At 70.3% G+C, this 25,029-nt stretch carries 18 protein-coding genes; 14 read left to right on the top strand and 4 right to left on the bottom strand.

Annotation, left to right across the window (positions count from 1 at the left end; all coding sequences use genetic code 11):
* Window positions 1–12: 12 nt before the first annotated feature.
* Complete coding sequence (locus J7E87_RS02945; RefSeq protein WP_308312827.1) at window positions 13–1,053, bottom strand: ketoacyl-ACP synthase III family protein; 1,041 nt, start codon at window positions 1,051–1,053, stop codon at window positions 13–15.
* A 198-nt stretch (window positions 1,054–1,251) separates the two neighbouring features.
* Here J7E87_RS02945 and J7E87_RS02940 point away from each other — a divergent pair, with 198 nt between their 5' ends.
* The 6 genes from J7E87_RS02940 (at window position 1,252) to J7E87_RS02915 (ending at window position 14,101) form a co-directional block, all read left to right on the top strand.
* Window positions 1,252–2,373 (top strand): acyltransferase domain-containing protein, encoded by a 1,122-nt coding sequence (locus tag J7E87_RS02940; protein WP_215089505.1) that lies wholly within the window; start codon window positions 1,252–1,254, stop codon window positions 2,371–2,373.
* Window positions 2,370–5,285: a type I polyketide synthase gene (locus J7E87_RS02935; protein WP_215089503.1), complete on the top strand. Its 2,916-nt coding sequence runs from the start codon at window positions 2,370–2,372 to the stop codon at window positions 5,283–5,285. Before J7E87_RS02940 ends, J7E87_RS02935 begins: the two co-directional genes overlap by 4 nt.
* A 98-nt stretch (window positions 5,286–5,383) precedes the next feature.
* Window positions 5,384–11,602, top strand: coding sequence for a type I polyketide synthase (locus J7E87_RS02930; protein WP_215089500.1), 6,219 nt, complete (start codon window positions 5,384–5,386; stop codon window positions 11,600–11,602).
* 88 nt (window positions 11,603–11,690) lie between these two features.
* Complete coding sequence (locus J7E87_RS02925) at window positions 11,691–12,626, top strand: aromatase/cyclase (protein ID WP_215089498.1); 936 nt, start codon at window positions 11,691–11,693, stop codon at window positions 12,624–12,626.
* A gap of 30 nt (window positions 12,627–12,656) precedes the next feature.
* On the top strand, window positions 12,657–12,914 hold the full coding sequence (locus J7E87_RS02920) for an acyl carrier protein (protein WP_215089496.1): 258 nt from the start codon (window positions 12,657–12,659) through the stop codon (window positions 12,912–12,914).
* Entirely contained in the window at window positions 12,911–14,101 is a 1,191-nt protein-coding gene (locus J7E87_RS02915) for an acyl-CoA dehydrogenase family protein (RefSeq protein ID WP_215089495.1), read from the top strand. Before J7E87_RS02920 ends, J7E87_RS02915 begins: the two co-directional genes overlap by 4 nt.
* An 88-nt stretch (window positions 14,102–14,189) precedes the next feature.
* Here the strand turns inward: J7E87_RS02915 and J7E87_RS02910 are convergent, their stop codons facing one another.
* Together J7E87_RS02910 and J7E87_RS02905 are read right to left on the bottom strand one after the other, a co-directional pair.
* Window positions 14,190–15,407 carry a beta-ketoacyl synthase N-terminal-like domain-containing protein gene (locus tag J7E87_RS02910; protein WP_215089493.1) on the bottom strand — a complete coding sequence of 406 codons (1,218 nt, stop codon included), beginning with the start codon at window positions 15,405–15,407 and terminating at the stop codon, window positions 14,190–14,192.
* On the bottom strand, window positions 15,404–16,672 hold the full coding sequence (locus J7E87_RS02905) for a beta-ketoacyl synthase (RefSeq protein ID WP_215089491.1): 1,269 nt from the start codon (window positions 16,670–16,672) through the stop codon (window positions 15,404–15,406). Before J7E87_RS02905 ends, J7E87_RS02910 begins: the two co-directional genes overlap by 4 nt.
* 236 nt (window positions 16,673–16,908) lie before the next feature.
* Between J7E87_RS02905 and J7E87_RS02900 the strand changes: the two genes are divergently transcribed.
* From J7E87_RS02900 to J7E87_RS02880, 5 genes are all read left to right on the top strand, one after another.
* The gene (locus J7E87_RS02900) at window positions 16,909–17,376 is read left to right on the top strand and encodes an SRPBCC family protein (RefSeq protein ID WP_215089489.1); all 468 of its coding nucleotides are present in this window, start codon (window positions 16,909–16,911) and stop codon (window positions 17,374–17,376) included.
* A 5-nt stretch (window positions 17,377–17,381) separates the two neighbouring features.
* Window positions 17,382–18,320, top strand: coding sequence for an MBL fold metallo-hydrolase (locus J7E87_RS02895; RefSeq protein WP_308312826.1), 939 nt, complete (start codon window positions 17,382–17,384; stop codon window positions 18,318–18,320).
* Window positions 18,321–18,364: 44 nt separating this feature from the next.
* Entirely contained in the window at window positions 18,365–19,144 is a 780-nt protein-coding gene (locus J7E87_RS02890; protein ID WP_215089486.1) for an SDR family NAD(P)-dependent oxidoreductase, read from the top strand.
* Window positions 19,145–19,535: 391 nt separating this feature from the next.
* Entirely contained in the window at window positions 19,536–20,492 is a 957-nt protein-coding gene (locus J7E87_RS02885; protein ID WP_251016900.1) for an AfsR/SARP family transcriptional regulator, read from the top strand.
* Window positions 20,480–20,902: a nuclear transport factor 2 family protein gene (locus J7E87_RS02880; RefSeq protein ID WP_215089484.1), complete on the top strand. Its 423-nt coding sequence runs from the start codon at window positions 20,480–20,482 to the stop codon at window positions 20,900–20,902. Before J7E87_RS02885 ends, J7E87_RS02880 begins: the two co-directional genes overlap by 13 nt.
* Window positions 20,903–20,921: 19 nt before the next feature.
* On the opposite strand, the gene J7E87_RS02875 is transcribed toward J7E87_RS02880, so the two are convergent.
* Window positions 20,922–21,419: a hypothetical protein gene (locus tag J7E87_RS02875; RefSeq protein ID WP_215089482.1), complete on the bottom strand. Its 498-nt coding sequence runs from the start codon at window positions 21,417–21,419 to the stop codon at window positions 20,922–20,924.
* A gap of 573 nt (window positions 21,420–21,992) precedes the next feature.
* Here J7E87_RS02875 and J7E87_RS02870 point away from each other — a divergent pair.
* From J7E87_RS02870 to J7E87_RS02860, 3 genes are all read left to right on the top strand, one after another.
* Window positions 21,993–22,982 (top strand): ATP-binding cassette domain-containing protein, encoded by a 990-nt coding sequence (locus tag J7E87_RS02870; RefSeq protein ID WP_215089480.1) that lies wholly within the window; start codon window positions 21,993–21,995, stop codon window positions 22,980–22,982.
* Window positions 22,979–23,782, top strand: a complete 804-nt coding sequence (locus J7E87_RS02865) for an ABC transporter permease (RefSeq protein ID WP_215089478.1) — start codon at window positions 22,979–22,981, stop codon at window positions 23,780–23,782. Before J7E87_RS02870 ends, J7E87_RS02865 begins: the two co-directional genes overlap by 4 nt.
* A gap of 61 nt (window positions 23,783–23,843) precedes the next feature.
* Window positions 23,844–24,986 carry a glycosyltransferase gene (locus tag J7E87_RS02860; RefSeq protein ID WP_215089477.1) on the top strand — a complete coding sequence of 381 codons (1,143 nt, stop codon included), beginning with the start codon at window positions 23,844–23,846 and terminating at the stop codon, window positions 24,984–24,986.
* The last annotated feature ends 43 nt before the right edge of the window (window positions 24,987–25,029 follow it).

Below are 25,029 nucleotides of genomic sequence, written 5' to 3'. Positions count from 1 at the left end.
GAGGCATCGAGGTCAGTCCCCGATATGCCATGAGGCCGGCGGCTCTTCGACGATCTCCAGTACGGCCACCGACCAGGCGAATCCCCCGCCCGCGCTGGCCAGGACACAGAACTGACCGGGACTCAGCGCCCGGCTACGTACCAGATGCGCGAGCCCGGCGAACGGGTCTCCGGCGCCGAGGTGGCCCACCTGCGAGCCCCACGACCAGGTGCTCCGCTCGGGCTCGATGTCCAGGACCTGGAAGAACTGGGCGTCCATCTTCGGACGCCCGAGGTTGGGCAGTACGAACCAGCTGACATGGGCGGCCTTCGTGCCGGATTCGTCCAGCGCCCGGTCGAACGAGGCGCGTTGGCCCGACTGCAGCCGCTCGAGCAGGTTCGTCAGTCCGACCTCGCGCACCAGGTGGTCCCGGGAGGCCGCCACACTGATCGGCGAGCGGGTGCCCAGTGGCGCCGGCGCGAAATCGTCGTCGCCCCGGCCCATCCCCTCGAGCGTCGGATCGGACACCGTGACCAGGCTGCGCAGCCGCGCGAAACCGCCCGCCCGGGACAGGACGATCGCCGTCCCGCCGTCCCCGCACACCGTTCCGGGGTCGGTGTGCCACCGGTCGAAACCCGGCAGGCAGAAGCGGTCCCCCGTGGTGATCAGCACACTGTGCGGGCCGGAGCCGGCCTGCAACTGGGGCACGGCGAGCTCCAGCGCCGCCATACCGCCGTTGGACAACTGCCCGACCTGCATGGAGAGGCAGTTGTTGCCGACGGCCTCGCGCTGTACGTAGGACGCCGGTGCCCATAGGTCGTGGCCCTGGAACCAGGTGCTGGCGTGCAGCACCAGCCCGATGTCGGCCGGAGCCGCGTCAGCCGCCCGAAGAGCTTCCTTCGCCGCCTCGACCGCCATCTCGGGTCCCGACCGGTCCGCGACACACACCGACCGCATGCCTGTGCGCCGGATGGTCCGCCAGTCGGCCAGACCTCTTTCGGCCACCTCGGCGACCGGCATACGCCGCGGCAGATGGAGCCCCACACCCGATACGTATACGTCTGCGACTTCCACCGAGTCTCCCCCGTACGCCCACGTGGCCAAGCGGCTCTCCGGTCCCCGGGAACCGGCCGCGCCCCTGAGGCCCGGAGTGTGGGACGGGAAGTTCGAAACCGGCTCGAGCCCGGATGGATCAGAGAAGTTCGAACCATCCTCCGGCGAGCCTCGAACACAGGGCGCCACCGTGTGGCCGAGCTGAGGAAAGGTATGTGGATGTCGGACATGACACAGCCCGCCCAGCCTGTCGTCCTGATGTTCGCCGGCCAGGGTGCGCAGCACCCGAGGATGGCGGCAGGTCTGTACGGGCGCGAAGACACGTTCAGCACCTGGATGGACGAAGCGTTCCGGCTGTTCGAGGACGATGGCGCGCGACTGCGCTCGGAGTGGCTCGCGCCGGCTCCCTCCCCGATGTTCGACGACGTGTCCGTGGCCCAGCCCCTGCTGTACGCGGTCAATCACGCCCTCGGACGGATGCTGCTCGACCGGGGCCTGAGTCCGGTCGCCATGCTGGGCCACAGCGTGGGAGAGCTCGCGGCCGCCACTCTGGCAGGCGTACTCGAATTCGCCGAAGGAATCCGGCTGATGCGCGGCCGGATGGCACAGTTCGCGGACACTCCGCCCGGCGGCATGCTCGCGGTCGCCGCCTCGGTGGAGGAGGTCGCCGATGTCCTGGGCCCGCAGGTGCATCTGGCGGCGGTCAACGCGAGCCGTCAGCTGCTGCTGGCCGGTGAGCGCGAGCCACTGGACAACGCCGCGCGGATCCTCGGCGGCAGAGGGCTGGTCTGCCGGGACGTCATGGCCCGCCAGGCGTTCCACAGTCCGGTGGTCGCCGGCGCCGTGGCCGCCTCCTTGCCCGACTGGCGCTCGGTGCGGCTCACGCCGCCTCGGCTCACGGTCTACTCCGCCTACACCCAGGGCGTGCTCGGCGAACGAGAGGCGCGGGATCCCGAGTTCTGGGCCGGACAGGCCTCCGCGACTGTCTACTTCGCGCCGACCCTGACCACTGTGCTCACCGAGCAACCGGACTGTCTGCTCGTCGAGGCCGGGCCGGGCAACAGCCTGAGCACACTCGCACGCCGGCAGCCGGCGGTCGCCACCGGCCGCAGCGCCGTCCTGGCACTGCTGCCGGACCGCTGCCGGGGCGACGAAGCCGACATCCAGGCCGTCGAGGCGGCCGAACGGCGGCTGTTCTCCCGGCCGCCCGTACCAACGCCGCCCGTACCAACGCCGCCCGTACCAACACAGGCCGTACCAACACAGGCCGTACCAACACAGGCCGGGACCGCCGGGAGCACACCTCTCGCCGTACCGGCGGAAACCGGGGGAAGGCCATGAGCGAAGACCACACACGAGCACCCGCACCGGGCACGGACGAACCCGTCGCCGTGGTGGGCATGGCCTGCCGCTTCCCCGGAGCGGACGGCCCGGCCGCCTTCTGGCGGCTTCTGGTGTCCGGCGGCGAGGCGATCGGGCCCGGCAGCGGTCTGCGGGAGGGCCGCCGCCCAGGCGGGTATCTGGCGGACGTCGACCGGTTCGACGCGGAGTTCTTCGGCATGCCGGCCCGGGAGGCGGCAGCGGCCGATCCGCAGCAGCGGCTGCTCCTCGAACTGTGCTGGCACGCGCTGGAAGACGCCCGCACCACCCCGCTCAATCTGTCCGCCGGCCCCACCGGGGTCTACGTCGGCGCCGGTTCGGACGAGTACGCCTTCCTCAGCCGCGCCGCGGACGCACGGCCGTCCACGTACACCATGACCGGAACCGGCCGGGCCTTCCTCGCCAACCGGCTCTCGCACTTCTTCGGCTTCACCGGCCCGAGTCTCGTCGTCGACACCGGACAGTCCTCGTCGCTGGCCGCGCTGCACCAAGCCGTGCAGGGGCTTCGCAGAGGGGAATGCTCGACGGCGATCGTCGCGGGCGTCCAGCTCAACCTCACCGCCGAGGGCGACGAGGTGGTCGAGGCGCTCGGCGCCCTCTCTCCCAGCGGACGCTGCCACACCTTCGACGCCAGGGCCGACGGGATCGTCCGCGGTGAGGGAGCCGGCGTACTGGTCCTCAAGCCGCTCAGCCGGGCCGTGGCCGACGGCGACCGGATCTACTGCACCGTGCTGGGCGGTGCGATGAACAGCGACGGCGCCCGCACCGGGCTGACCGCGCCCAGCGAGGCCGCCCAGCGCGAGGTCCTGAGCGCCGCCTGCCGGCAGGCCGGGGTGTCTCCCGCCGATGTGAGCTACGTGGAACTGCACGGCACCGGGACCGCACTGGGGGACCCGGTGGAGGCCGCGGCACTGGGCGGTGCCCTGGGCCGCGGACGGCCGTCGGACGGGCCGCTTCTGGTGGGGTCGGTGAAGACCAACATCGGGCATCTGGAAGCCGCGGCGGGAATCGCCGGGGTCATCAAGACCGCACTCGCCCTGTTCCACCGCGAACTGCCGCCCAGCCTCAACTACCAGCAGCCGAACCCGGCGATCGACATGAGCGCGCTGCGCCTGCGGGTCTGCGACGGCCGCCGGGCATGGCCCGAGAGGCGTACGCCGTGGGTCGCCGGTGTCTCCTCCTTCGGCCTCGGCGGAACCAACTGCCATGTGGTGCTGGGAGAGGCCCCGCCGCTGGCAGTCGCCGGCGCGCGAGAGCCGGCCTCCCAGGTCTCGGTGGTACCTGTCGTGGTGTCCGGCCGGACCGAGGCGGCGATGCGCCAGCAGGCGAGGAATCTCGCCGACGCACTCGACGCCGCCGGCCGGCCCGCCGCGCTCGCCGACCTCGGCCTGACGTCCGCGACGACCAGGACGGCGTTCGACAGGCGCGCCGCCGTGGTCGCCTCCGGCACCGACCAGTTGCTGACGCGCCTGCGGGCCCTCGCCGACGGCTCCGGGGTCGACGGGGAGAACGGCATCGTCCAGGGAGCCCGGGGAAGCGGCCTCACCGCGTTCCTCTTCCCCGGCCAGGGCATGCAGCGCCCCGGCATGGGCGAGCGGCTGCACAAGGAATTCGGAGTCTTCGCCCGGGCGTTCGACGACGCGTGTGCCGCGCTGGAGCCGGCTCTCGGCGCGAGCCTCGCCGACGCCATGTGGGGCCGTCAGGACCTGGTCGACAAACTGAACTACGCCCAGCCCGCCCTGTTCGCGCTCGAAGTCGGCCTGTACCGGCTGCTGGAGTCCTTCGGGCTGGTGCCTGACCTGCTGGTCGGCCACTCCCAGGGCGAGATCACCGCCGCGCACGTGACCGGTGTGTTCTCCCTCGAGGACGCGGCCGCCCTCGTCGCCCACCGGGGACGACTGATCAACACTCTGCCGCCCGGCGGCGCGATGATCGCCGTCCAGGCGGAGGAGGACGAGGTGCGAAGGGCGGTCGCCCGGGAGCCGGGGCTCGTGGGCATCGCCGCCGTCAACAGCCCGCGCTCCCTGGTGGTTTCCGGTGAGGAGCAGGCCACCAACAGGGTGGCCGCCCACTTCGAGGCGCTGGGGCGCCGGATCCGCCGGCTGCGGATCGCGGTGGCCGGGCACTCCCCGCTGATGGCACCCATCCAGGACGAGTTGCGAGCCGTCGCCGAGGGGCTGAGCCGGAACCCGCCCAGCGGCCCGGTGATCGTCTCCACGGTGACCGGCAGCCCTGCACCGGCCGGGCACTTCGCCACCCCCGACTACTGGGCTCACCATGTGTGCGCCACCGTACGCTTCGGGCCCGCGCTCGGCACGGCCCACGAACTGGGCGCCCGCTTCTTCGTCGAACTGGGCCCGGGCCGGGGACTGTCGACCATGGCCGCGGAGACCGTGGACCACGGCGTGGAACGCTTCACCGCGCCCATGGCCACGGAGGACGAGACCGGCGGTGTGGCCGAATCCGTGGCCGCCGCCCATGTGTTCGGCGCGCCGGTCCGGTGGCCTGCCGTCTTCGGGCGGCACGCGCGGCCCGTCGACCTCCCGCTGTATCCGTTCCAGCGTGCGCGGCACTGGCTGGACACCACGGAGGAGGTGGCGGCGCCGCAGGCCGCGAGCGCCGCCGTCCAGTGGAGCCGGGACCCGTTCGACCTGGTCGTGACCTGCACGCTCCAAGCCCTCGGGCTGGGGCCGGAGGCCGATCTCGATGTGAGCCGGTCCTTCAGCGACCTCGGGATGGACTCCCGGATGGCCGTGGCGCTGCGCACCACGCTGGCCAGGATCACCGGACGTCCCCTGCCCACCACATTGCTCTTCGACCGGCCCACTCCCGCGTCCCTGATCGAGGCGTTCGAGTCGGACGCACCGCTCTAACAGGGTCCGGCGCCTACCAACGGGCCCGGCGCCGGCCCGTATCGGCTCAGCCTGACGGTCTGCGCCCATTCGTCCTCACCATGAAAGGGCTGTTGCACATGATCCGCGAATCGGCTTCTCCGCACGGCGAGCAGGACGCGATCGCCATCGTGTCCATGGGCTGCCGCTACCCCGGGGGTGTCAGGACCCCGGAAGACCTCTGGCAGCTCGTCGCGGCGGGAGGCGACGCGATCACCGAATTCCCCGACAACCGCGGCTGGGACCTGGCGGACATCTACGACCCGTCGCCGGACGCCGAAGGCAAATCCAGCACCCGGCACGGCGGATTCCTGCACGACGCGGACATGTTCGACGCGAAGTTCTTCGGCATCTCGCCTCGCGAGGCGGCGGGCATGGACCCGCAGCAGCGGCTGCTCCTCGAAGTGGCCTGGGACACCTTCGAGAGAGCCGGACTGGACCGGGCCCAACTGGCCGGCGCCAACGTCGGAGTGTTCGTGGGGGCGATGGCGCAGGAGTACGGGCCGCGGCTGCACGAGGACAGCCAGGGATCGGGCGGATACCGCATCACCGGCAGTACCACCAGCGTCGCTTCGGGCCGTGTCGCGTACTACTTCGGGCTGCGCGGCCCCGCAATCACCATGGACACGGCCTGCTCGTCCTCGCTGGTGGCCCTGCACATCGCCGCCCAGGCGCTGCGGCTCGGCGAGTGCGACATGGCTTTGGCCGGCGGTGTCGCGGTGATGCCGACTCCGGGCCTGTTCATCGACTTCAGCCGGCAGGGCGGTCTTTCGCCGGACGGGCGCTGCAAGTCCTTCTCCGACGACGCGGACGGCACGGCCTGGTCGGAGGGTGCGGGTCTGCTGCTGCTGGAGCGCGAGTCCGACGCACTCGCGCGGGGGCACCGCATCCTCGCCCTGATCCGAGGCAGCGCCACCAACCAGGACGGCGCGAGCAACGGGCTGACCGCACCGAACAAGTCGGCTCAGGAGGAGGTCATCACCTCAGCCATGAGCAGGGCGGGGATCGACCCCCAGGACGTCGACGCGGTGGAGGCACACGGCACCGGAACGGAGCTGGGGGACCCGATCGAGGCACGGGCGCTCGCGGCGACGTACGGCCGCAGCCGCCCCCCGGGCCGTCCGCTGTGGCTGGGTTCGCTGAAGTCGAACCTCGGGCACACACAGGCCGCCGCCGGGGTCGGCGGCGTGATCAAGATGGTCCAGGCGATGCGGGCCGGTGTCCTCCCGGCCACTCTCCACGTGGACCGGCCGAGCCGGCACGTGGAGTGGGCGGACAGTGGGCTCTCTCTGCTGACCGAGGCCCGGCCCTGGCCGCGCGGGGACCGGCCCAGGCGCGCCGCGGTGTCCTCCTTCGGGATCAGCGGCACCAATGCGCACCTCGTACTTGAGGAAGGGAGCCCCGCTCCCGCGGACGGCGAGGCCGCCACGGACGAGCCGGTCCGCTCTGCCGGCGGCCCGTTCGTCTGGTCCCTCTCCGCACCGAGTGGTGAATCGCTGCGTACCCAGGCCGAGGTGCTCGGTGACTTCGTGATCCGCTCACCGGAGGCCGCCCCCGAGGACGTCGGGCATGTGCTGCGCTCCCGGACCCGGTTCGCCCACCGCGGAACGGTGATCGCCGATACGAAGGAGGACCTGGCTGCCGGACTGCGCAGGCTCGCATCGAAGGAGCCCGTTCCGGCCGTTCCCGGCCAGTACCGGTCGCCCACCGTGCTGCGCGGCGAGGCCCGGCAGGGCTCCGTCGGCCCGGTCTTCGTCTTTCCCGGGCAGGGATCTCAGTGGCGCGAGATGGGGCTCGCTCTGTCCGAGGAGTCCGAGGTCTTCCGCGACAGCATGCGGGCCTGCGGGGAGGCCTTGGCCCCGTACAGCGGTTGGCAGCTCACCGATGCCCTGCGAGGCCAAGCGCTGGACCGGGTCGACGTCGTACAGCCTGCCCTGTTCGCGGTGATGGTGTCCCTGGCACGGCTGTGGGAGAGCGTGGGTGTCCGGCCGGCGGCTGTCATCGGTCACTCGCAGGGCGAGATCGCCGCCGCGCACGTGGCGGGCGCGCTGAGCCTCGCCGACGCCTGCAGGATCGTCGCGTTGCGCAGCAAGGCCCTGCACACACTGGCCGGGAGCGGCGGGATGGTCTCCGTCCCGCTGGGCGCGGTGGACACACAGAGCCTGCTCGATTCCGTGGGCGGCGCTGCGCGTGGCATCGCCGTCGCCGCGCTGAACGGACCCCACGTCACTGTCGTCGCAGGCGGCGATGAGGCGCTGACCGATCTGCTGACGGCCTGTGAGCGGCAGGGCATCGACGCCAAGCGGATCGATGTCGACTACGCCTCGCACACCGCCGCCATGGAGGTGCTCCGGGAGCCGCTGGCCCAGCAGTTGACGGGTGTGCTGCCGCGCCGGGCCGCCGTACCGATGTACTCGACGCTGACCGGCGAGGCCGTCGACACCACGGTCCTGGACGCCTCCTACTGGTACGACAACCTTCGCGGAACCGTGCGGTTCCAGCCGGCCGTCGAGCGGCTCATCGCCAGGAGGCACCGGGCCTTCATCGAGATCAGTCCCCATCCCGTGCTCGCCATGGGCCTGCTGGACATCCTCGACGGCGCCGGTGTGCAGGGCACCGTCATCGGGTCCATCCGCCGGGGCACCGGCCTGAGCCAGTTCGTCGCGTCAGCGGCCGCTGCCCAGGCATCCGGCGTGGCCGTGGATCTCTCCTCCATCCAGCCGCTGGGCCGCAGGATCGACCTGCCGTCGTTCGCCTTCACCCGAAGCCGGTACTGGGTCACCGCACCGGCCGGCACAAGCGGCTCCGGAACGGGCGCCTTCGAAACCGTGCACATTCCCATGCCGTCCGGCCAGTCCGTCTTCACCGCGACCATCGACCCGTCCCGGCATCCGTGGCTCAACGGCCATGTCGTACGGGAGTCAACGCTGGTCCCGGCCACCGCCCTGCTGTCCCTGGCCGCAGAGGCCGGCGCCGTGGTGGGGTGCGCGAAGGTCGACGAGTTCACCGTCGGCGTCCCCCTGCCCGTCCCGGGGGAGGGAACGGTCGATGTCCGAGTCGTCCTTGAGACCGCGGACGCCGCGGGCCGCCGGACGCTGACCGTGCACGCACGCCGTCAGGACGGACCGGACTGGGTCGAGCACGCGTCCGGCGTGCTGACTCCCACGGGAGACGACGCAGATACGGACGCGGATACGGACACGGCGGCGCCGCACGCGACCGCGCAGTGGCCCCCGGCCGACGCCTCGCCCGTCGACCTGACCGGCGCGTACGACCGGCTGGCCGAGCGCGGCTACCGCTACGGTCCGGCGTTCACCGGCCTGCGCCGGATGTGGGTACGAGGCGAAGAGACCTTTGCCGAGGTGACCCTGCCGCAGGAAGCGGCGACCACCTTCCCGTACGCGACAGCGCATCCCGCGCTGCTCGACGCGGCTCTGCACGCCGCGCTGCTCCAGGCGGGCCGGGAGCTGCTCGTGCCGTTCACCTGGCGCGGCGTCACCCTGCCGCGCTCTGGCGCGCGGACACTGAGGGTGCGCATGGCGAGAGACGAGGGCGGACTCTCAGTGGAGTGCGTGGACGAGCACGGGCGCACCGTCGCATCGGTCGACTCCCTCGTCCTGCGCCCCCTGCCGGGCGCCGGGGCCGGCGCCGCCAACGAATCCGACGACCGGGCCGCGAACTTCGAGCTGGCCTGGGAACCCGTACCCGGGCGCGAGGCCCTGCCGGCCGGGAAGTGGTCGACACTGTCGGCGCCCGGGCTGGGCGCCGCCCGTGACTTCCCCGACCTCGAGTCGGTCCCAAGCCCCGTACCGCACATCCTCGTCGCGCCCGTCGAAGGGGCCGGCACGGCCGACGACAGCGGGTCGCTGCCTGCCGCCATGGACCGGCTGACCGGTGAGGTCACGGACCTGCTGCAGGGATGGCTGGCCGACCGGCGGTTCTCCTCGGCGCGCCTGGCGGTGCTGACCCGCCGGGCCCTGGACGTGACAGGTCGTGAACCCGTCCAGGGCCTGGCGTCATCCGTGGTCACCGGACTGGTCCGGGCCGCGCAGGCGGAGCACCCGGACACCTTCCTGCTGGTCGACGTCGACGAGGATCCGGCATCCGCCGACGCGCTGGGGGTGGCGCTCGCCTGTGGGGCGCCCGAGACGGCCGTCCGCGAGGGCAAGGTTTATCGGCCCCGGCTGCGCACACCGGGCGGTGACGGTCTGTTGGCACCGGACGGCCACCGCGAATGGCGCCTCGACGTCACGATCAAGGGCACGCTGGACAACCTGGCGCTGGTGCCGCACCCGGAGGCAGCCCAGCCGCTCGGGCCCCGGGAGGTCCGTATCGAGGTACGGGCCGCAGGCCTCAACTTCCGGGACATCGCGGTCGGGATGGGCCTGGTCGCCACGGAGAAGACCATGGGCAGCGAGGGTGCCGGAGTGGTCACCGAGGTCGGGGCCGACGTCACACGCGTCGCGGTGGGGGAAAGGGTGTTCGGCGTCTTCGAGCGCTCCCTTGGACCCGTCGCGGTCGCCGACGAGCGGATGATCAAGGGCATTCCCGCCGGCTGGACTCACGCGCAGGCCGCGAGCGTCCCGATCGTGTTCATCACCGCCTACCAGTGCCTGGTGGAGGTCGCCGGCATACAGCCGGGCGAGTCGGTGCTGATCCACACGGCGACCGGCGGTGTGGGCCTCGCCGCCATCCAGCTGGCCAGGCATCTGGGTGCGGAGGTCTTCACCACAGCGGGGCCGAGCAAGCACGGGATGCTGCGGGACTGGGGAGTCCCCGCCGACCACATCGCCTCGTCCCGTTCGCTGTCCTTCGAGGACGACTTCCGCAGGGCCACCGGCGGGAGGGGCATCGACGTCGTACTCAACTCGCTGGCCAATGAAGCCATCGACGCCTCGCTACGGCTGCTGGCCCCCGGCGGACGGTTCGCCGAGATGGGCAAGACCGACATCAGGGACGTGGTGCGGACCGAGGAGCAGTACCCCGGCATCACCTACCGTGCCTACAACATCCTGGGCGTCGGTCCCGAGCGGATTGGCGAGGTGCTGGGCGAGCTGATCGCCCTGTTCGAGAGCGGCGCGCTGGCCCATCTGCCGCTGCGCGCCTGGGACATCCACCAAGGGCACGTACCACTGCGCATGCTCAGCCGGGCCAAGCAGCGCGGCAAGCTCGCGCTGACCATGCGACGCAGCCTCGACACGGAGCGCCCGGCGCTCATCACCGGCGGCGTCGACGGCCTGGGCGCGGTGCTGGCCCGCCATCTGGTCACCGCGCACGGCGCCCGCCGACTGCTGCTGCTGAGCCGCCGGGGTCCAGCGGCGCCGGGGGCGAGCGAGCTGGCGGCGGAACTGGCGGGGCTGGGCGCCGAGGCACAGATCCTGGCGTGCGACGTCACCGACCGGGCCGCGCTCGCCAAGGTGATCGCGGAGCACTCGCCGGGAAGTGTCTTCCACACGGCCGGAGTGCTCGACGACGGTCTGATCACCCAGATGACACCGGCCAGAATGCGGGCAGTTGTGGGTCCCAAGGCACACGCCGCCTGGTACCTGCACGAGCTCACCGAGGACCTCGACCTCTCGGCGTTCGTACTGTTCTCCTCCGCGGCCGGGGTGATCGGCGGGCCGGGCCAGAGCAACTACGCGGCCGCCAACGCCTTCCTCGACGCCCTCGCCCAGTACCGGCGCACCCGGGGCCTGGAGGCGACCTCGCTGGCGTGGGGGGTGTGGGAGCAGCCGACCGGCATGACCTCGCATCTGACCGGTCCCGATGTGGTCGCGCTGGCCGGCATCGGTATCGCGCCGATGGCCACCGATCAAGCGCTTCGGCTCCTTGACGAGGGCTTGGCGTCCGCACGGCCGTTCCTGGTGTCCCTGCGGCCCGCCCACGACGGACCCAGGCCCGGGGGCCGGGCCGCCGGGCTGTTCCAGGGCCTGCGCGAGGAACGGCCGGCCGGCCGAGGCACCCCGGCCGCGCCGGTCATCATCCCCGCGCCCGGTCGCGCCGACCAGGAGGCCGCGAGCGCGGACAGGTCCCCGCGGCCGCTGTCCGGACACACGGACCAGACGCTGGTGGAGATGGTGTGCGCCCACGCCGCCGAAGTGCTCGGCTACACCGACACCGTGACGGTCGGCCCGACGGACTCCTTCAAGGAGCTCGGGTTCGACTCACTGCTGAGCGTGGATCTGCGCAATCGGCTCAACGCGGCCACCGGGCTGCGGTTGCCGGCAGAGGCGGTCCTGCGCAATCCGACCCCCCAGGCGCTGGTGGAGTACATGCTCGCCGAGCCGGTCGCCGAATGAGCTCACTGCACCACAGCTGTAGGGCCGCTCGACGCGGCAGTGCCACATTTCCCGTACCGCGCACGATGGTGAGGAGAGAGGGCTCGTCATGAGCAACACCGAGGTGACCCACCGGATCGACGTGGCGGCGTCGGCGGACGCCGTCTACCGCATCGTCGCCGATGTGAGCCTGTGGCCGCTGTACTTCCCGCCCACCGTACGGGCCGAACGGGTGGCCGGGGACGACAGCGACGAACGGATCCGGATCTGGGCAGTGGCCAATGGCGATCTGCGCACCTGGGAGTCGAGGCGCCGGCTGGACCCGGCCGCACACCGGGTGCGGTTCGAGCAGACCCGGCCCGCCGCCCCGGTCGCCGCGATGGGAGGCGAGTGGTCGGTCCAGGAGCGCGGTGACGGTACCTGCACGGTGGTCCTCGACCACCACTACCGGGCAACCGGCGACGACCCGGCGGCCCTCGCCCGCATCGCGCAGGCCGTGGAGACCAACAGTGTCTCCGAGCTGAGCCATCTCAGGCGCGCGGCCGAGCGCGGCGACGCCGAGAAGGAACTGCTGCTGGACTTCTCGGACACCGATGTGATCGCCGGTTCGCTCGGGGACACCTACGACTTCATCTACGACGCGGCGAAGTGGCCGGACCGCATCCCGCACGTCGTGCGCATGGACCTGCGCGAGGACGTGAGCGGGCTGCAGTACATGGAGATGGACACGCGGGCGCCGGACGGGTCGGTGCACACGACGGTCTCCGGGCGGGTCTGCACTCCGCAGCGGCGGATCGTCTACAAGCAGACCAAGCTGCCGCCCGTACTCCAGGCGCACAACGGCGAGTGGCTGTTCGAGGATGCCCCGGACGGCACGGTCAAGGTGACCTCGCGCCATCAGGTCATCCTCGACCCGCAGGCCATCGCCGCGCTCCCCGAACCTCCCGCGTCACTGGAGGCCGCCCGGGCGGCCGTACGCAACTCCCTGGGCTCCAACAGCCGGGCGACGCTGGCCAGGGCCCGCGCGTTCGTCGAAGCCCGCTGATTTCCCACACCACCAAGAAAGGTTGCTTCCATGGCCGAGTTGACGATCGACGACCTCAAGGGTTTCCTGCTGCGCGCGGTGGGCGAGGACGAGAGCATCGACCTGTCCGGTGACATCCTGGACACCCAGCTGACCGATCTGGGCTTCGACTCGCTCGCCGTCATCGCGACGACGAGCAGTCTGGAGCAGCACTTCCAGATCAAGCTCGAGGACGCGGACGCCTCGAACATCGAGACGCCCAGGGACTACCTCGACATCTTCAACCGCGAGCTGGCTCAGGCCGCGTGAGCGGCACCGCATCACCCGACGCCGCGGCACGAGCAGCCGAACTGCTCGGCCGCGTGCGGTCGTTCGTGCACGCGGAGATCCTGCCGAAGGCGGACCACTTCGACGCACTGCCCGCCGCGCCCACCCCCGAGTCGGCCCGGCTGACCGAAGCCGGGCTGGCGAACTGGTGGATCCCGGCCGAGTACGGCGGCGCCGGAGTGTCCCTGCGGGACAGTGTGGACATCGTCTCGGAGCTGTCCTACGGCGATGCCGGATTCGCCTTCGGTTCCTTCCTCTCCATCCTGGGCACCACCATGCTCCAGCTCTGCGGCGAGGACTCCCTCGTACGCCCCCACCTGGAGCGCATGGCGCGTCAGGGCGGCGTCCTCGGGATCCTCGCCAGCGAGGAGCAGGCGGGCAGCGAACTCGGCCGGATCACCACCCAGTACAGCCGCGACGGCGGGAAGGTGGTCATCAGCGGGGACAAGTACTTCTCCACCAACACCGATGCCGCCGAGCTGCTGCTCGTGGTCGCCCGGGACGCCGCCGACGACGCCGTGTTCAGCGTGATCCTGGTGCCCCGTGAGACCGCCGGCGTGGAGATCGTCAAGCGCTGGGACATGGTCGGCATGCGGGGCTCGGCCACGTATCAGGTCCGGATGCACGACTGCGTGGTGCCGGCCGAGTACTGCCTGCGCGGAAACGGTCTGAGGAACCTGGAGATCGGGCTGAACGCCAGCCGGATCCTCATCGCCTCGACCGCGATCGGCCTGGCCCGCCAGGTCCGGGACCTGTCGATGGAGTACGCGTCGGTGAAGCAGGTGCATGGCGCTCCGCTCGTGCGCAACGCGGTGTTCGCCGGCAAGCTCGGCCAGATCGAGATGCTGATCGACGTCATGCGCAACCAGTGCCGCGCGGCCGCGGCGGAGTTCGACAGCTATATGGCGCAGGCCGACCCGGCATCCGCCATGTACCGGATCGGCACGCTGCGTTCGGCTCTGGCGGCGAAGATGTACTGCGGCCAGGCCGCCTGGCAGGTGGCGACCATCGGTTCGGAGATGTTCGGCGGTCTGGGCTACACCCATGACCACCCCATCGGGAAACTGGTGCGCGATCTGCGGTATGTCGGGCTGGTCGAGGGCGGTGACGACGTCGTCCGGGATCTGCTCTTCACCCGGTACGTCGTACCGACCGGAAAGCGGCGCTGAGCGGCGGGACTTGACGGCGGCGCGCAGCGGCGGACCCACAAAGGCCCGGGGCCCGGCTCGATCGAGCCGGGCCCCGGGCCTTTGACCGTCACGGCTTGGTGAGCACCATGGCCGACGCGAACCCGCCGTGGCCCCGGGCCAGCACCAGTGCCGAGCGCACCTCCTGTGTACGCGGTTCGCCGACGACGAGGTCGATCCTCGGATCGACGGCCGTACGGTCCAGGTCGGGCACCGGGGGAACGACGCCGTCGCGCATGCTGAGCAGCGCCGTCACGACGTCGAGCGCCGCCCCGCCCGACATCATCCGGCCCACCAGTGCCTTCGGCGCGCTCACCGGAACCCGCCGGGTGCCGAACAGCGTGGTCAGCGCGTCGGCTTCGGCCCGGTCCAGGGGTACGCTGCCCGCGGCATCGGCGAACACCACGTCGATGTCCTCCGCCGCCGCTCCGGCATCGGCCAGCGCTGCCCGGGCGGCCCGCAGCAGGCCGTCACCGGAAGAACCCGCCGCGTCCGGGTCGAAGGCCGCCGCATGGCCGGCGACCACACCGTGGACCGTGGGGGCGCCCCGCTCGGCCGCACCCTCCCTGGACTCCAGGACGAGAACGGCGCCGCCCTCGCCCGGTACGAAACCCGAGGACGAGGAGTGGAACGGCAGATACGCGCGCTCGGGATCCTCGCTCCGGCTCACTCCGGTGGCCGCCGAGACGGTCGAGACGCCGTACGGGCACAGCATGCTGTCGAATCCGCCGGTGACCATGACAGGGGTTCCCTTGCGCACGCGCCTGCGGGCGAACGCGATCGAGTCGAGACCGCCGGCCTGCTCGGACACGACCACTCCGCCGGGGCCACGCATACCGTTCCTGATCGAGATCTGGCCGGTGTTGACCGCGTAGTACCAGGCGAAGGACATATAGGGGCTCACCGACTCCCAGCCGGTGCCCCACAGTTGCTGGAGCTGGCGCTGACCGAACTCCAGCCCGCCGGTGGCGCTGGAGACGGCGACCCCGGCCGCGAATTCCGGCAGCGCCGCGGGGTCGACCCCCGCGTCTGCCAGCGCCGTGTCGGCGCACATCATGGAGAGCTGTGTCAGCCGGTCGGTCTGCGGGAGCAGCCTCTTGGGGAAGGTGCGCTCGGCGTCGAACTCGGGTATCTCGGCGGCCAGCCGTACCGGATAGCCGGCCGCGTCGAACCGGCTGATCGGCCGGATCGCCGAGACACCCTTGAGGGTGGCGGCCCAGTAGGTCTCGATCCCCACTCCGTTCGGTGCGACCACGTCGACACCGGTGACAACGACGTCCTGATTCATGATGCGGTCCGCTCCAAACTGGTCAGTACCATCGCGCTCTGGAAACCTCCGAAGCCGCTGCCTACGGTGAGCACTGTGTCGAGCTGCTTCTCACGGGCCGTGTTCGGCACATAGTCCAGGTCGCACTCGGGGTCCGGCTCGTGCAGATTGGCCGTGGGTACGACGACGCCGTTGCGCATCGACAGGGCGCAGGCCGCGATCTCCAGCGAGCCGATCGCACCCAGCGAGTGGCCGATCATGGCTTTGATCCCGCTCATCGGTGTGTCGTAGGCGTGCTCCCCGAGGCTCCTCTTGACCGCGGCCGTCTCGTGGCGGTCGTTCTGCTTGGTGCCGGAGCCGTGGGCGTTGACGTAGTCGATGTCGGTGGGATTCACCTGGGCTTCGTTCATCGCCAGGTCGATGGCCTCGGACATCTCCCGGCCGTCCGGCTTCAGCCCGGTCATGTGGAAGGCGTTGCAGCGCGAGGCGTAGCCGGACACCTGTGCGTAGATGGTGGCGCCGCGGCGCCTGGCGTGCTCGTACTCCTCCAGAATCAGTACGGCCGCGCCTTCGCCGAGGATCAGCCCCGTTCTCGTCCGGTCGAACGGGCGGCAGGCGGTGGCCGGGTCGTCGTTGCGGGCGGAGGTGGCCCTGATGACGTCGAAGCAGGTCAAGGTGATCGGGGAGATCGGTGCGTCGGTCGCCCCGGTGACCATGACATCGGCGTCACCGTCCCGGATCAGCTCGGCCGCGTACCCCACCGAGTCGATGCCCGAGGTGCAGCCGGTCGAGACGACCGTGGCGGGCCCCAGGGCGCCGCTGGTCCGGGCGACTTCGGCGGCGATGGAGCTCGGCAGGAAGTAGTCGTACAGGTGCGGCACGGCGAACGACGGGTCGACGACCCAGTCGCGGCCGCCGTTGGACAGTACGGAGTACTCCCGCTCCATGGTTGTGGTGCCGCCGACGGCACTGCCGATGGCCACGCCTGTGCGCTCCGCGAGCGCGCCGTCGAGCTCCAGGCCGCTGTCGGTGAGGGCCTCCCCGGCCGCCACCATGGCCAGTTGGGAGACCCGGTCGGTGCGACGGACCTCCTGCGGGGTGAGCCCGAGCGCGAGCGGGTCGAAGTCGCATTCGGCCGCGACCCGGCACCGGTGCGCGTCCGCGTCGAACTGTGTGATCGTGCGTGTCGCTGTCCTGCCATCGGCGAGGAGCTGCCAGAAGGGCGCCCTTCCGATGCCTCCGGGCGCGACGACGCCGATTCCGGTGATGACTGCCCTGCGGGCCATGAGTCTCCTTCGCGGTGACGGTGGTTCAGGTTCCGCCGGCCGGCATCGGGGACGGGCCGCTGCGGCACCAGTCGGGACGGACCGTGCGTGCCCGACAGCGTGCGTGCTGCCCCTCGATTCGTGGTCCAGGCAGGTTGGAACGAGCGGGAGCAGGGTTCGAGCCGTGCTCCACACGAGATCGAGCTGCACTGATGACGGTGGCCGCACTCATTCAGCATCCGTGCGGAAGGATGGTCATGCCGGAGAGTCCAATTCCCGATGTACGCAAGTCGATCGAGGTCAAGGCCGAAGCCCGGCGCTGCTTCGAGGTGTTCACCGAGCGGATGGCGGACTGGTGGCCGCCGTCGCACGTACTGGTCACCCGGCCCCGCGCCGGTCTGGCCATGGAGCCGCGGGCTGGCGGCCGGTACTACGAGTGGGATGTCGACGGCCTCGAGATCGACTGGGGCCGGGTACTCGTGTGGGAGCCCCCGTACCGGCTGCGGCTGACGTGGCGGATCGACGGCCGCTGGCAGTCCATTCCGGACGACGAGCGCGCCAGTGAGATAGAGGTCGTCTTCACCCCCGCCGGGCCCGGCACCACCCGTGTGGAGCTGGCCCATGTCCGCCTGGACAAGCACGGCGCGGACGCGGAACGTATCTTCAAGGCACTGGACGGGCCGAGCCCCGGCGAGACGCTCCAGCGCTTCTCGGACGTCGTCTGATGGCTGTGGCTCCGAGCAGCGGGAGCGGGAGCGGTACGACCGGGGCACCGCCGGTACTGCGCGAGCTGGCCGAGGGCGTGTACGCGTACGAGCAGTCTCCCGGCGGGTGGTGCCTCAACAACGCCGGGCTGATCGCCTCGGGCGGCAAGGCCGTGCTCATCGACACCGCGGCGACGCAGGCGCGCGCGCGTCGCCTCCGGGAGGAGGTCGAGCGCGTCGCGCCCGGGGGACCGGATGCCGTGGTCAACACCCACTTCCACGGTGACCATGTGTTCGGCAACGCCCAGTTCGTCCCCCGGGCGACCGTGATCGCCCATGAACAAACCCGGTCCGACATGGCGGAGGCGGGTCTGGGGCTGTGCCATCTGTGGCCCGACGTCGACTGGGGCGAACCCGAACTCACCCTGCCCGACGTGACGTTCCAGGACCGCCTCACCCTGCGGCTCGGGGAACTGACCGTCGAGCTGGCACAGGTCGGCCCGGCACACACGGCGAGCGATGTCGTGGCCTGGATACCGCGGCGAAGCGTGCTGTTCACAGGGGACGTCGTGTGGTCGGGTGTCACACCGTACGTCCTGATGGGGTCCATCGAGGGATCGCTGCGGGCTCTCGCCGAACTGCGCAAGCTGGGACCGGACATCGTCGTGCCGGGCCACGGCCCTGCCGGGAACGCGGAGATGCTCGAAGCCACCGAGTCGTATCTCCGCTGGGTCCGCCAACTCGCCGAGGACGGCAGGCGAGCCGGCCGGTCCGCGCTGGAGTCGGCCAGGGCGGCGGACCTCGGACCCTTCGCCGCCCTCGTCGACCCGGAGCGCCTGGTCGGCAATCTGCACCGTGCCTACGCCGAACTCGACGGCCTCGCGCCCGGCGAGCGGATCGACGTGGCCTCCTCGTTCCGGGAGATGGTCGAGTTCCACGGCCGTCTCCCGCACTGCGCCGCCTGACCCGGTACCCGGGCACCTCGGTGCCCGGGCCAGAGAGAGGAATCATGACCAGCCAGAAAACTGCCTTCATCACCGGGGTCAGCAGCGGGATCGGCCTCGCGACGGCCCGCACCCTCGCCCGTCAGGGCATCACCGTCTTCGGTTGCGCACGCGACGAGAAGAACGTCGCGGCCGTGATGGACGAGCTGCACGACGGCGGCTTCGAGGCGGACGGCATCTCCTGTGACGTCACCTCCACCGAGCAGATCCGTGCCGCGGTCGCCGCCGCGACCGACCGGTACGGCCGGATAGACATCCTCGTCAACAACGCCGGCCGCGGTGGCGGCGGGGAAACCGCCGACCTCGACGAGGACTTGTGGCTCGAGGTGCTCAACACCAACCTCAACAGCGTCTTCCGGGTGACCAAGGAAGTGCTGCGGGCCGGCGGCATGCTCGGCTCCGGTTGGGGGCGGATCGTCAACATCGCCTCGACTGCCGGGAAGCAGGGGGTCATGTTCGCGGCACCGTATACAGCCTCGAAGCACGGGGTCGTCGGCTTTACCAAGTCGGTGGGCTTCGAGCTGGCCGCACGAGGCATCACGGTGAACGCGGTGTGCCCCGGATACGTGGAGACGCCCATGGCCGTGCGGGTACGGCAGGGCTACGCCGCCCACTGGGAGATCACTGAGCAGGACGTGCTCGAGAAGTTCAACGCCAAGATCCCGCTGGGCCGTTACTCGACCCCTGAGGAGGTCGCCGGACTGGTCGGCTACCTCGTGACGGATTCCGCCGCCTCCATCACCGCCCAGGCGCTCAACGTCTGCGGTGGGCTGGGCAACTACTGACGGCGTCGGGCCCCGCGGCTGGGTCCGCACCCGGTCCGGCCGGGCGCGGACCCCGGGGGGCTTCGCGCCCTCACCGGGCTGTCCACGTCCACCGGGCGACCTGCGGCCGGGTGCCGCTCAGGGTGCGCGTAACCAGGCGGGTCTAGCCAGATTCAAGTTGTGTGGCTGAATATGCGAAGCGGTTTAGGTGACTATTCGAGCTGCTTGATTGCCTGTTCGAGTAGATTGGTTGACCAGGCCGTCAAAGCGTACATAGGCTGACGCAACTGGACCTGTTGTTGATCGCAGGTACAGATCAGGGGGTGCGTAATACAGGGCGCTCGTCGCTTGAGCCGAGCGATGAAGTCACCTGTGGAAAGTTCGCCACTGTCTGACGGTGACCGTATGGAAGATGCACTCCATTTCGTGGGGGAGTTTCGTGAGTATACGTCTTCTGGGAGAGTTGAACGCCACTTTAAACGGACGGTCGGTGACGCCCACCGCCGCTAAGCCTCGTCAGGTCCTGGCCTTGCTCGCTCTGAGTGCCGGGCGCATCGTTTCCGTACCGACGCTCATCGAAGAACTGTGGGGTGACCGCCCACCGATGAGCGTACGGACGACATTGCAGACCTACATCCTTCAGCTGCGCAGGCTGATCGACTCCGCATTGCCGGTCGGCTCACGGATCAGGGCCAAGGACGTCCTTGTCACTCGGTTCGACGGCTATCTGCTCGACGTAGCACCCGAGGATGTCGACGTACGCGTCTACGAACAGCTCGTGGACGCCGGCAACCGGGCCATCGAGGAAGCCGAGTACGAGGCGGCCTCCAAGTACCTGGGCATGGCGCTGGCCCAGTGGCAGGGGCACGCGCTGGCCGACGTACGGGTCGGCATGCCGCTCAGTATCGAGGTGGCCAGGCTCGAGGAGAGCCGGCTCAATGTCCTGGAGAGCCGTATAGGAGTGGACATACGGCTCGGTCGGCACTACGCGGTGCTCAGCGAGCTCACCGTGCTGACCGCCAAGCACCCGATGCATGAGAACCTCTGCGCCCACCACATGGTCTCGCTGTACAGGGCCGGCCGGCAGTCTCAGGCCCTGGAGGTGTTCAGGACCCTGCGCGAAACCCTGAACAAGGAGCTCGGAGTCGAGCCCTCGACCCGGCTGCAGAATCTGCAGCAGGCGGTGCTGCGCTCCGAACTCGACCTGGATGCATCGCCGCTCGTGCGGCAGTACCGGACGCCGCCGGTCCCGGCAGTGGTGACGTCCGGATCCGGATGGGGAACACCCGGAGAGGGCCTGATGGCCGAGGACCCGGGCGTGCCGGCACACATCGTGACGAGAAATGGGGACGCCGGATGGCGGAGGTAAGCGCTGACCTGTACGTGGAGGTCCTGCGGTACTACGCACAGCAGATGAGTCTGCTGGACGCGCAGGACATCGAGGCGTACGTCGAGACGTTCACGGAGCAGGGCGTGACGCACCATGTCCACCGCGGGCAGAAGCTGGAGGGCAGGGCGGCGATGCTCGCGCATGCCCGCCAGGCGCTGCCCCGCTACCGTGGCGTCGTCGTCCGTCACTGGAACGACAACTACCTGATGAACGAGGCCGACGACGGCTCCATCACCGTGGCCTACGGGTCGCTGGTGACGCTCACCGAGGCGGAAGGCATCGTCCGGTTCGAGTCGACGTACGCCGTCACCGATGTCCTGGTGCGCGTGGACGGCCGCCTGCGGGCCCGATCCCGGACGATCGTCCGGGATCAGCCGGCCGCAGGCTGACGGGCCGGGGCCCGATGGGTCAGCAGGACACCGTCCTGGTCTTCCGCCGCATGTTGGAGGTGGCCGTGAAAGTGTTCTGCTCCTTCCAGTCGGCGTCGTAGAAGGCCCCGTCACCCACCGTGGTGAACACGTTGCCCCGCAGGGTGGCGTTGTGAGTGGCGCGCAGATAGCCCGTAGTTGTACCCGCGCCGTCGAAGAATCGTTCTGTCACCTTGAAGGTGAAGGTGTGCGGGCCGGTGCTCTGCCAGGTGCCCTGCCCCTCGACGCCCCCATCGGGCCCGGGGGGCGGGGTCAGCAGGCACACCTTGCCGTTCGCGTGGAACGACATCGTGGCCTCGACCTGACCGGTCGGGAAGGTCACCGTGCCGGTCCACACGCCGATCGGAGCGGCGCGGTACGTGCCGGCGACCGCATCGCGCGAAGCGGCGTCATTCGTGACGGCGCCGGCCGCCTGCGGTATCAGGAGGGTGAGGCCGAGCACGCCGGCGGTGGTGAGTGCGCCAAGTTTCCGACTCATCGTCAGGTATCCGATCCCGGTCCATGGCGGACCGCTTAGACAGCAACACGCAGGTGGGCGCGGTCCCGACGGTGGCCAGATCTCTCGCCCACGCCGCCGGGAAGCGCCGTGCCGATACGCTGGAGGCGGGCGCTATGGGTGGCCTGGATTCCGCCTCGATCGATGCCGTGACGTGGACGTCAGCTCGGCGGATGCCCGTTTTCCCAGCTGCTCGGTGGCTGTTTTTCGCCGCTTTCCGGACGATCAATCGGATGCGCTCAGGCAGCCGGGGCATGGGCAGTACATTGCCCGTGCTTTACATCCGCCCAAATGCCCTCCAGTCGGAAGCGCCACTTCCAGCCACCGTCAGGGGGCGTACTCCGGCTACCGGTCCGGCGGTATTCGACCGGGTGTCCAGTACGCCGACGGGAGAATGGGAATCGGCCCGATCCCGGGGGCGACGACGAATTATCCGCGGCGGCCGAGCAATCGGGGACAAAAGCTGGCCGCGACCGGTCCTACGGTGTGGAGCGCTCCGACCGAAGCTGTCGGGGTGACAACGCGAGCTCGCGTGACGCGGGTGATGGAGGAGTAATGACGAATGCGATCGTCGCCGAGGGACTGAAACGGAATTTCGGCACCAATACCGCGCTGGACGGACTGGACCTGACCGTCCGTGAGGGCACGGTCCTGGGGTTGCTGGGTCCCAACGGCTCGGGCAAGACAACGACGGTGCGGGTGCTGTCGACCCTGCTCCGGCCCGACTCGGGCCGCGCCACGGTCGCCGGCCTCGATGTACAGACCGACGCGGTCAAGCTGCGCCGGAAGATCGGCCTCTCCGGCCAGTACGCCGCCGTCGACGAGGACCTCACCGCCAGGGAGAACCTCCGCATGGTGGGCAGGCTCTACCACCTCGGCGCCTCGGTCAGTAACAAGCGGGCCGACGAGCTGCTGGAGCGGTTCGATCTCACCGAGAGCGCCGACCGGCAGGTGAAGGGCTACTCGGGAGGCATGCGCCGCCGGGTCGACCTCGCCTGTTCCGTGGTGTCCAAGCCGGAGGTCCTCTTCCTGGACGAGCCCACGACCGGCCTCGACGTCCGCAGCCGGATGGCCATGTGGGAGGTGATCGCCGAGCTGGTGCGGGGCGGCACCACCCTGCTGCTCACCACGCAGTATCTGGAGGAGGCCGACCAACTGGCCGACCGCATCACCGTGATGGACCACGGCCGGGTCATCGCCGAGGGCACCCCGGACGAGCTCAAGGACCGCGTCGGCGGTGAACGCCTCGAAATCACCGTCGGCAGCCGGTCGGACGCCACCCACGCCCGGACGGTGCTGCGCGAGATCGCCCAGGGCGAGATCACCGTGGACGAGGAGAACGACCGCGTCATCGTGCCCGTCACTGACGGACCGGCGGCGCTCGTGAACAGCATCCGGGTGCTGGACCGGTCGAACGTGCGACTGGTGGGCACCACGCTGCGCAGGCCGAGCATGGACGAAGTGTTCCTGGCCCTGACGGACAATTCCCGGCCGGCCGATGCGGCAGGCGTGCCCGATGCCCGGGCGAAGGAGCGGATCAAGTGAACGCCTTCAGCCAGGCCGTCGAGGACGGCCTCACCCTCACCAAGCGCAACGTTCTCAAGAACCTGCGCAACCCCGACATCGTGGTGTTCGCCAGCGCGGCGCCGATCGCGTTCGCCCTGCTCTTCGGCTTCGTCTTCGGCAGCGCGATCGACGTCGGCGGCTCCAACTACCGCGAGTTCATGGTCATCGGCATCCTGACGCAGACGATGCTGCTGACCGCCACGAACACCGGTGTGGGCATCGCCCACGACATGAAGCTGGGCCTGATCGACCGGTTCCGGTCGCTGCCCATCTCGCAGTCGGCGGTCCTCATCGGCCGGACCAACGGCGACGCGGTCAACAACGTCCTCGTGATCGTCCTCATGTCGCTGACCGGTCTGCTCATGGGGTGGCGGATCCGTTCCAACGCTCTCGACGCGGCGCTGGCCTTCCTGGTGCTTTTCCTGTTCGCCTACGCCGCCTCCTGGATCACCGCCGCGATCGGACTGACGGCGAAGTCACCCGAGGTGCTCGGCAACGCCATGCTCATGGTTCTGCTGCCGCTCACCTTCATCTCGAACTCGTTCGTGCCCAGTGAGGGACTGCCCTCGGTGCTGCGGGTGGTCGCGGACTGGAACCCGGTCTCGGCCGTGGTCGAGGCATGCAGGCAGCTGTTCGGCAACATCCCCGCGGGCCGGCCCGACCCGGACGTGTGGCCACTGCAGAACCCGGTCCTGGCGTCGTTCCTGTGGATCGCCCTGATTCTCGCGATCTTCGTACCGCTGGCCATCCACCGGTACAAGAAGGCCGTGAGCCAGTAATCGGGCCGCCGGGCGCGGCGCCCGCCGTGGCCCTCGGTCCTTGATGAGCTAAGGAGAAACCATGCGATTCCTGTTCATCGCCGGGGGCGGTGCCGCGCCCGTACACGCAGGCGCGCCGCTCGCGTCGGCGGCGAGGACGGCCGGCCACGACGTCATCGTGGCCGCGCCGGAGGAGAACCTCGACCTCATCAACGGCCTCGGCCTGCCCGCCTGTGGGGTGACCCAGTTGGGCATGGCGGACGCGATACTGAAGGACCGCGAGGGTAACTGGCTGGAGATGCCCACCGGCGAGGACAGCGAGATGGACTTCGCGGGGCGGGGCTTCGCCCGGCTCTCGGCGGCGAGCCTTCAGGGCACTCAGGAGCTGGCCGAGCGGTGGAAGCCCGATGTGGTGATCGGCGGGGAGTACAACCTCGCCGCCCCACTGGTCGCCCACCGGTTCGGTCTTCCGCACGTCCGCCACACCTGGGCCATCTACGACCGCACGGACGTCGACTGGCTGGGAGCCACCGATGAACTGCGCCCGGAACTCGGCCAGTTGGGTCTGAACGCGATCCCCGACGCGAACATGTTCATCGACATCACTCCGCCCAGCGTGCGGCCGGATTACGCCGAACCCGCGCAGCCCATGCGCTGGACCGCCGGCAACCCGCAGATCCCGCTGCAGCCGTGGATGTACGCCAAGGGCGACCGTCCGCGGGTGCTGATCACGTCCGGCTCGCGGAGCGTGTTCATCCCGGCGCTGGGCATGGACTTCTTCCGGCCCCTGCTGGACAACCCGCTGCTGGGCAAGGGCGACGTGGAGGTCGTCGTGGCGACGTCGGAGCCGCTCGCTTCGCAGATCCGGGCCGAATACCCGGACGTCAAGGCCGGATTCGTACCCCTCGACGTGATCGCGCCGACCACGGACGTGGCGGTGCACCACGGCGGAGGCGTCACGGTGATGACCCTGCTGAGCGCCGGAGTCCCGCAGTTGGTCCTCCCCGAGATCCTGGCGTCGGCGATCCCGATGCGCGGGGTGGACGAGTACGGCGCCTCGGTCACCATGGCGTCGCACCACGAACCGCCCGAGGACGTCGCGGCCGAGATCTCGAAGATGCTGGCCGAGCCCTCCTACCGGGAGCGTGCCCGCGGGCTGGCCGACGAGATCGCCGCTCTGCCCGCCCCGGCGGAGGTGATCAAGGCCATCGAGGCACTCGTCTGAAGTCCCTCATGACGGCAGGGCCCACCCCGCACCGGGTGGGCCC

This window comes from Streptomyces sp. ISL-1 (assembly GCF_018614585.1).
GTDB lineage: Bacteria > Actinomycetota > Actinomycetes > Streptomycetales > Streptomycetaceae > Streptomyces > Streptomyces maoxianensis.
This window is presented reverse-complemented; position numbering and strand designations above follow the sequence as displayed.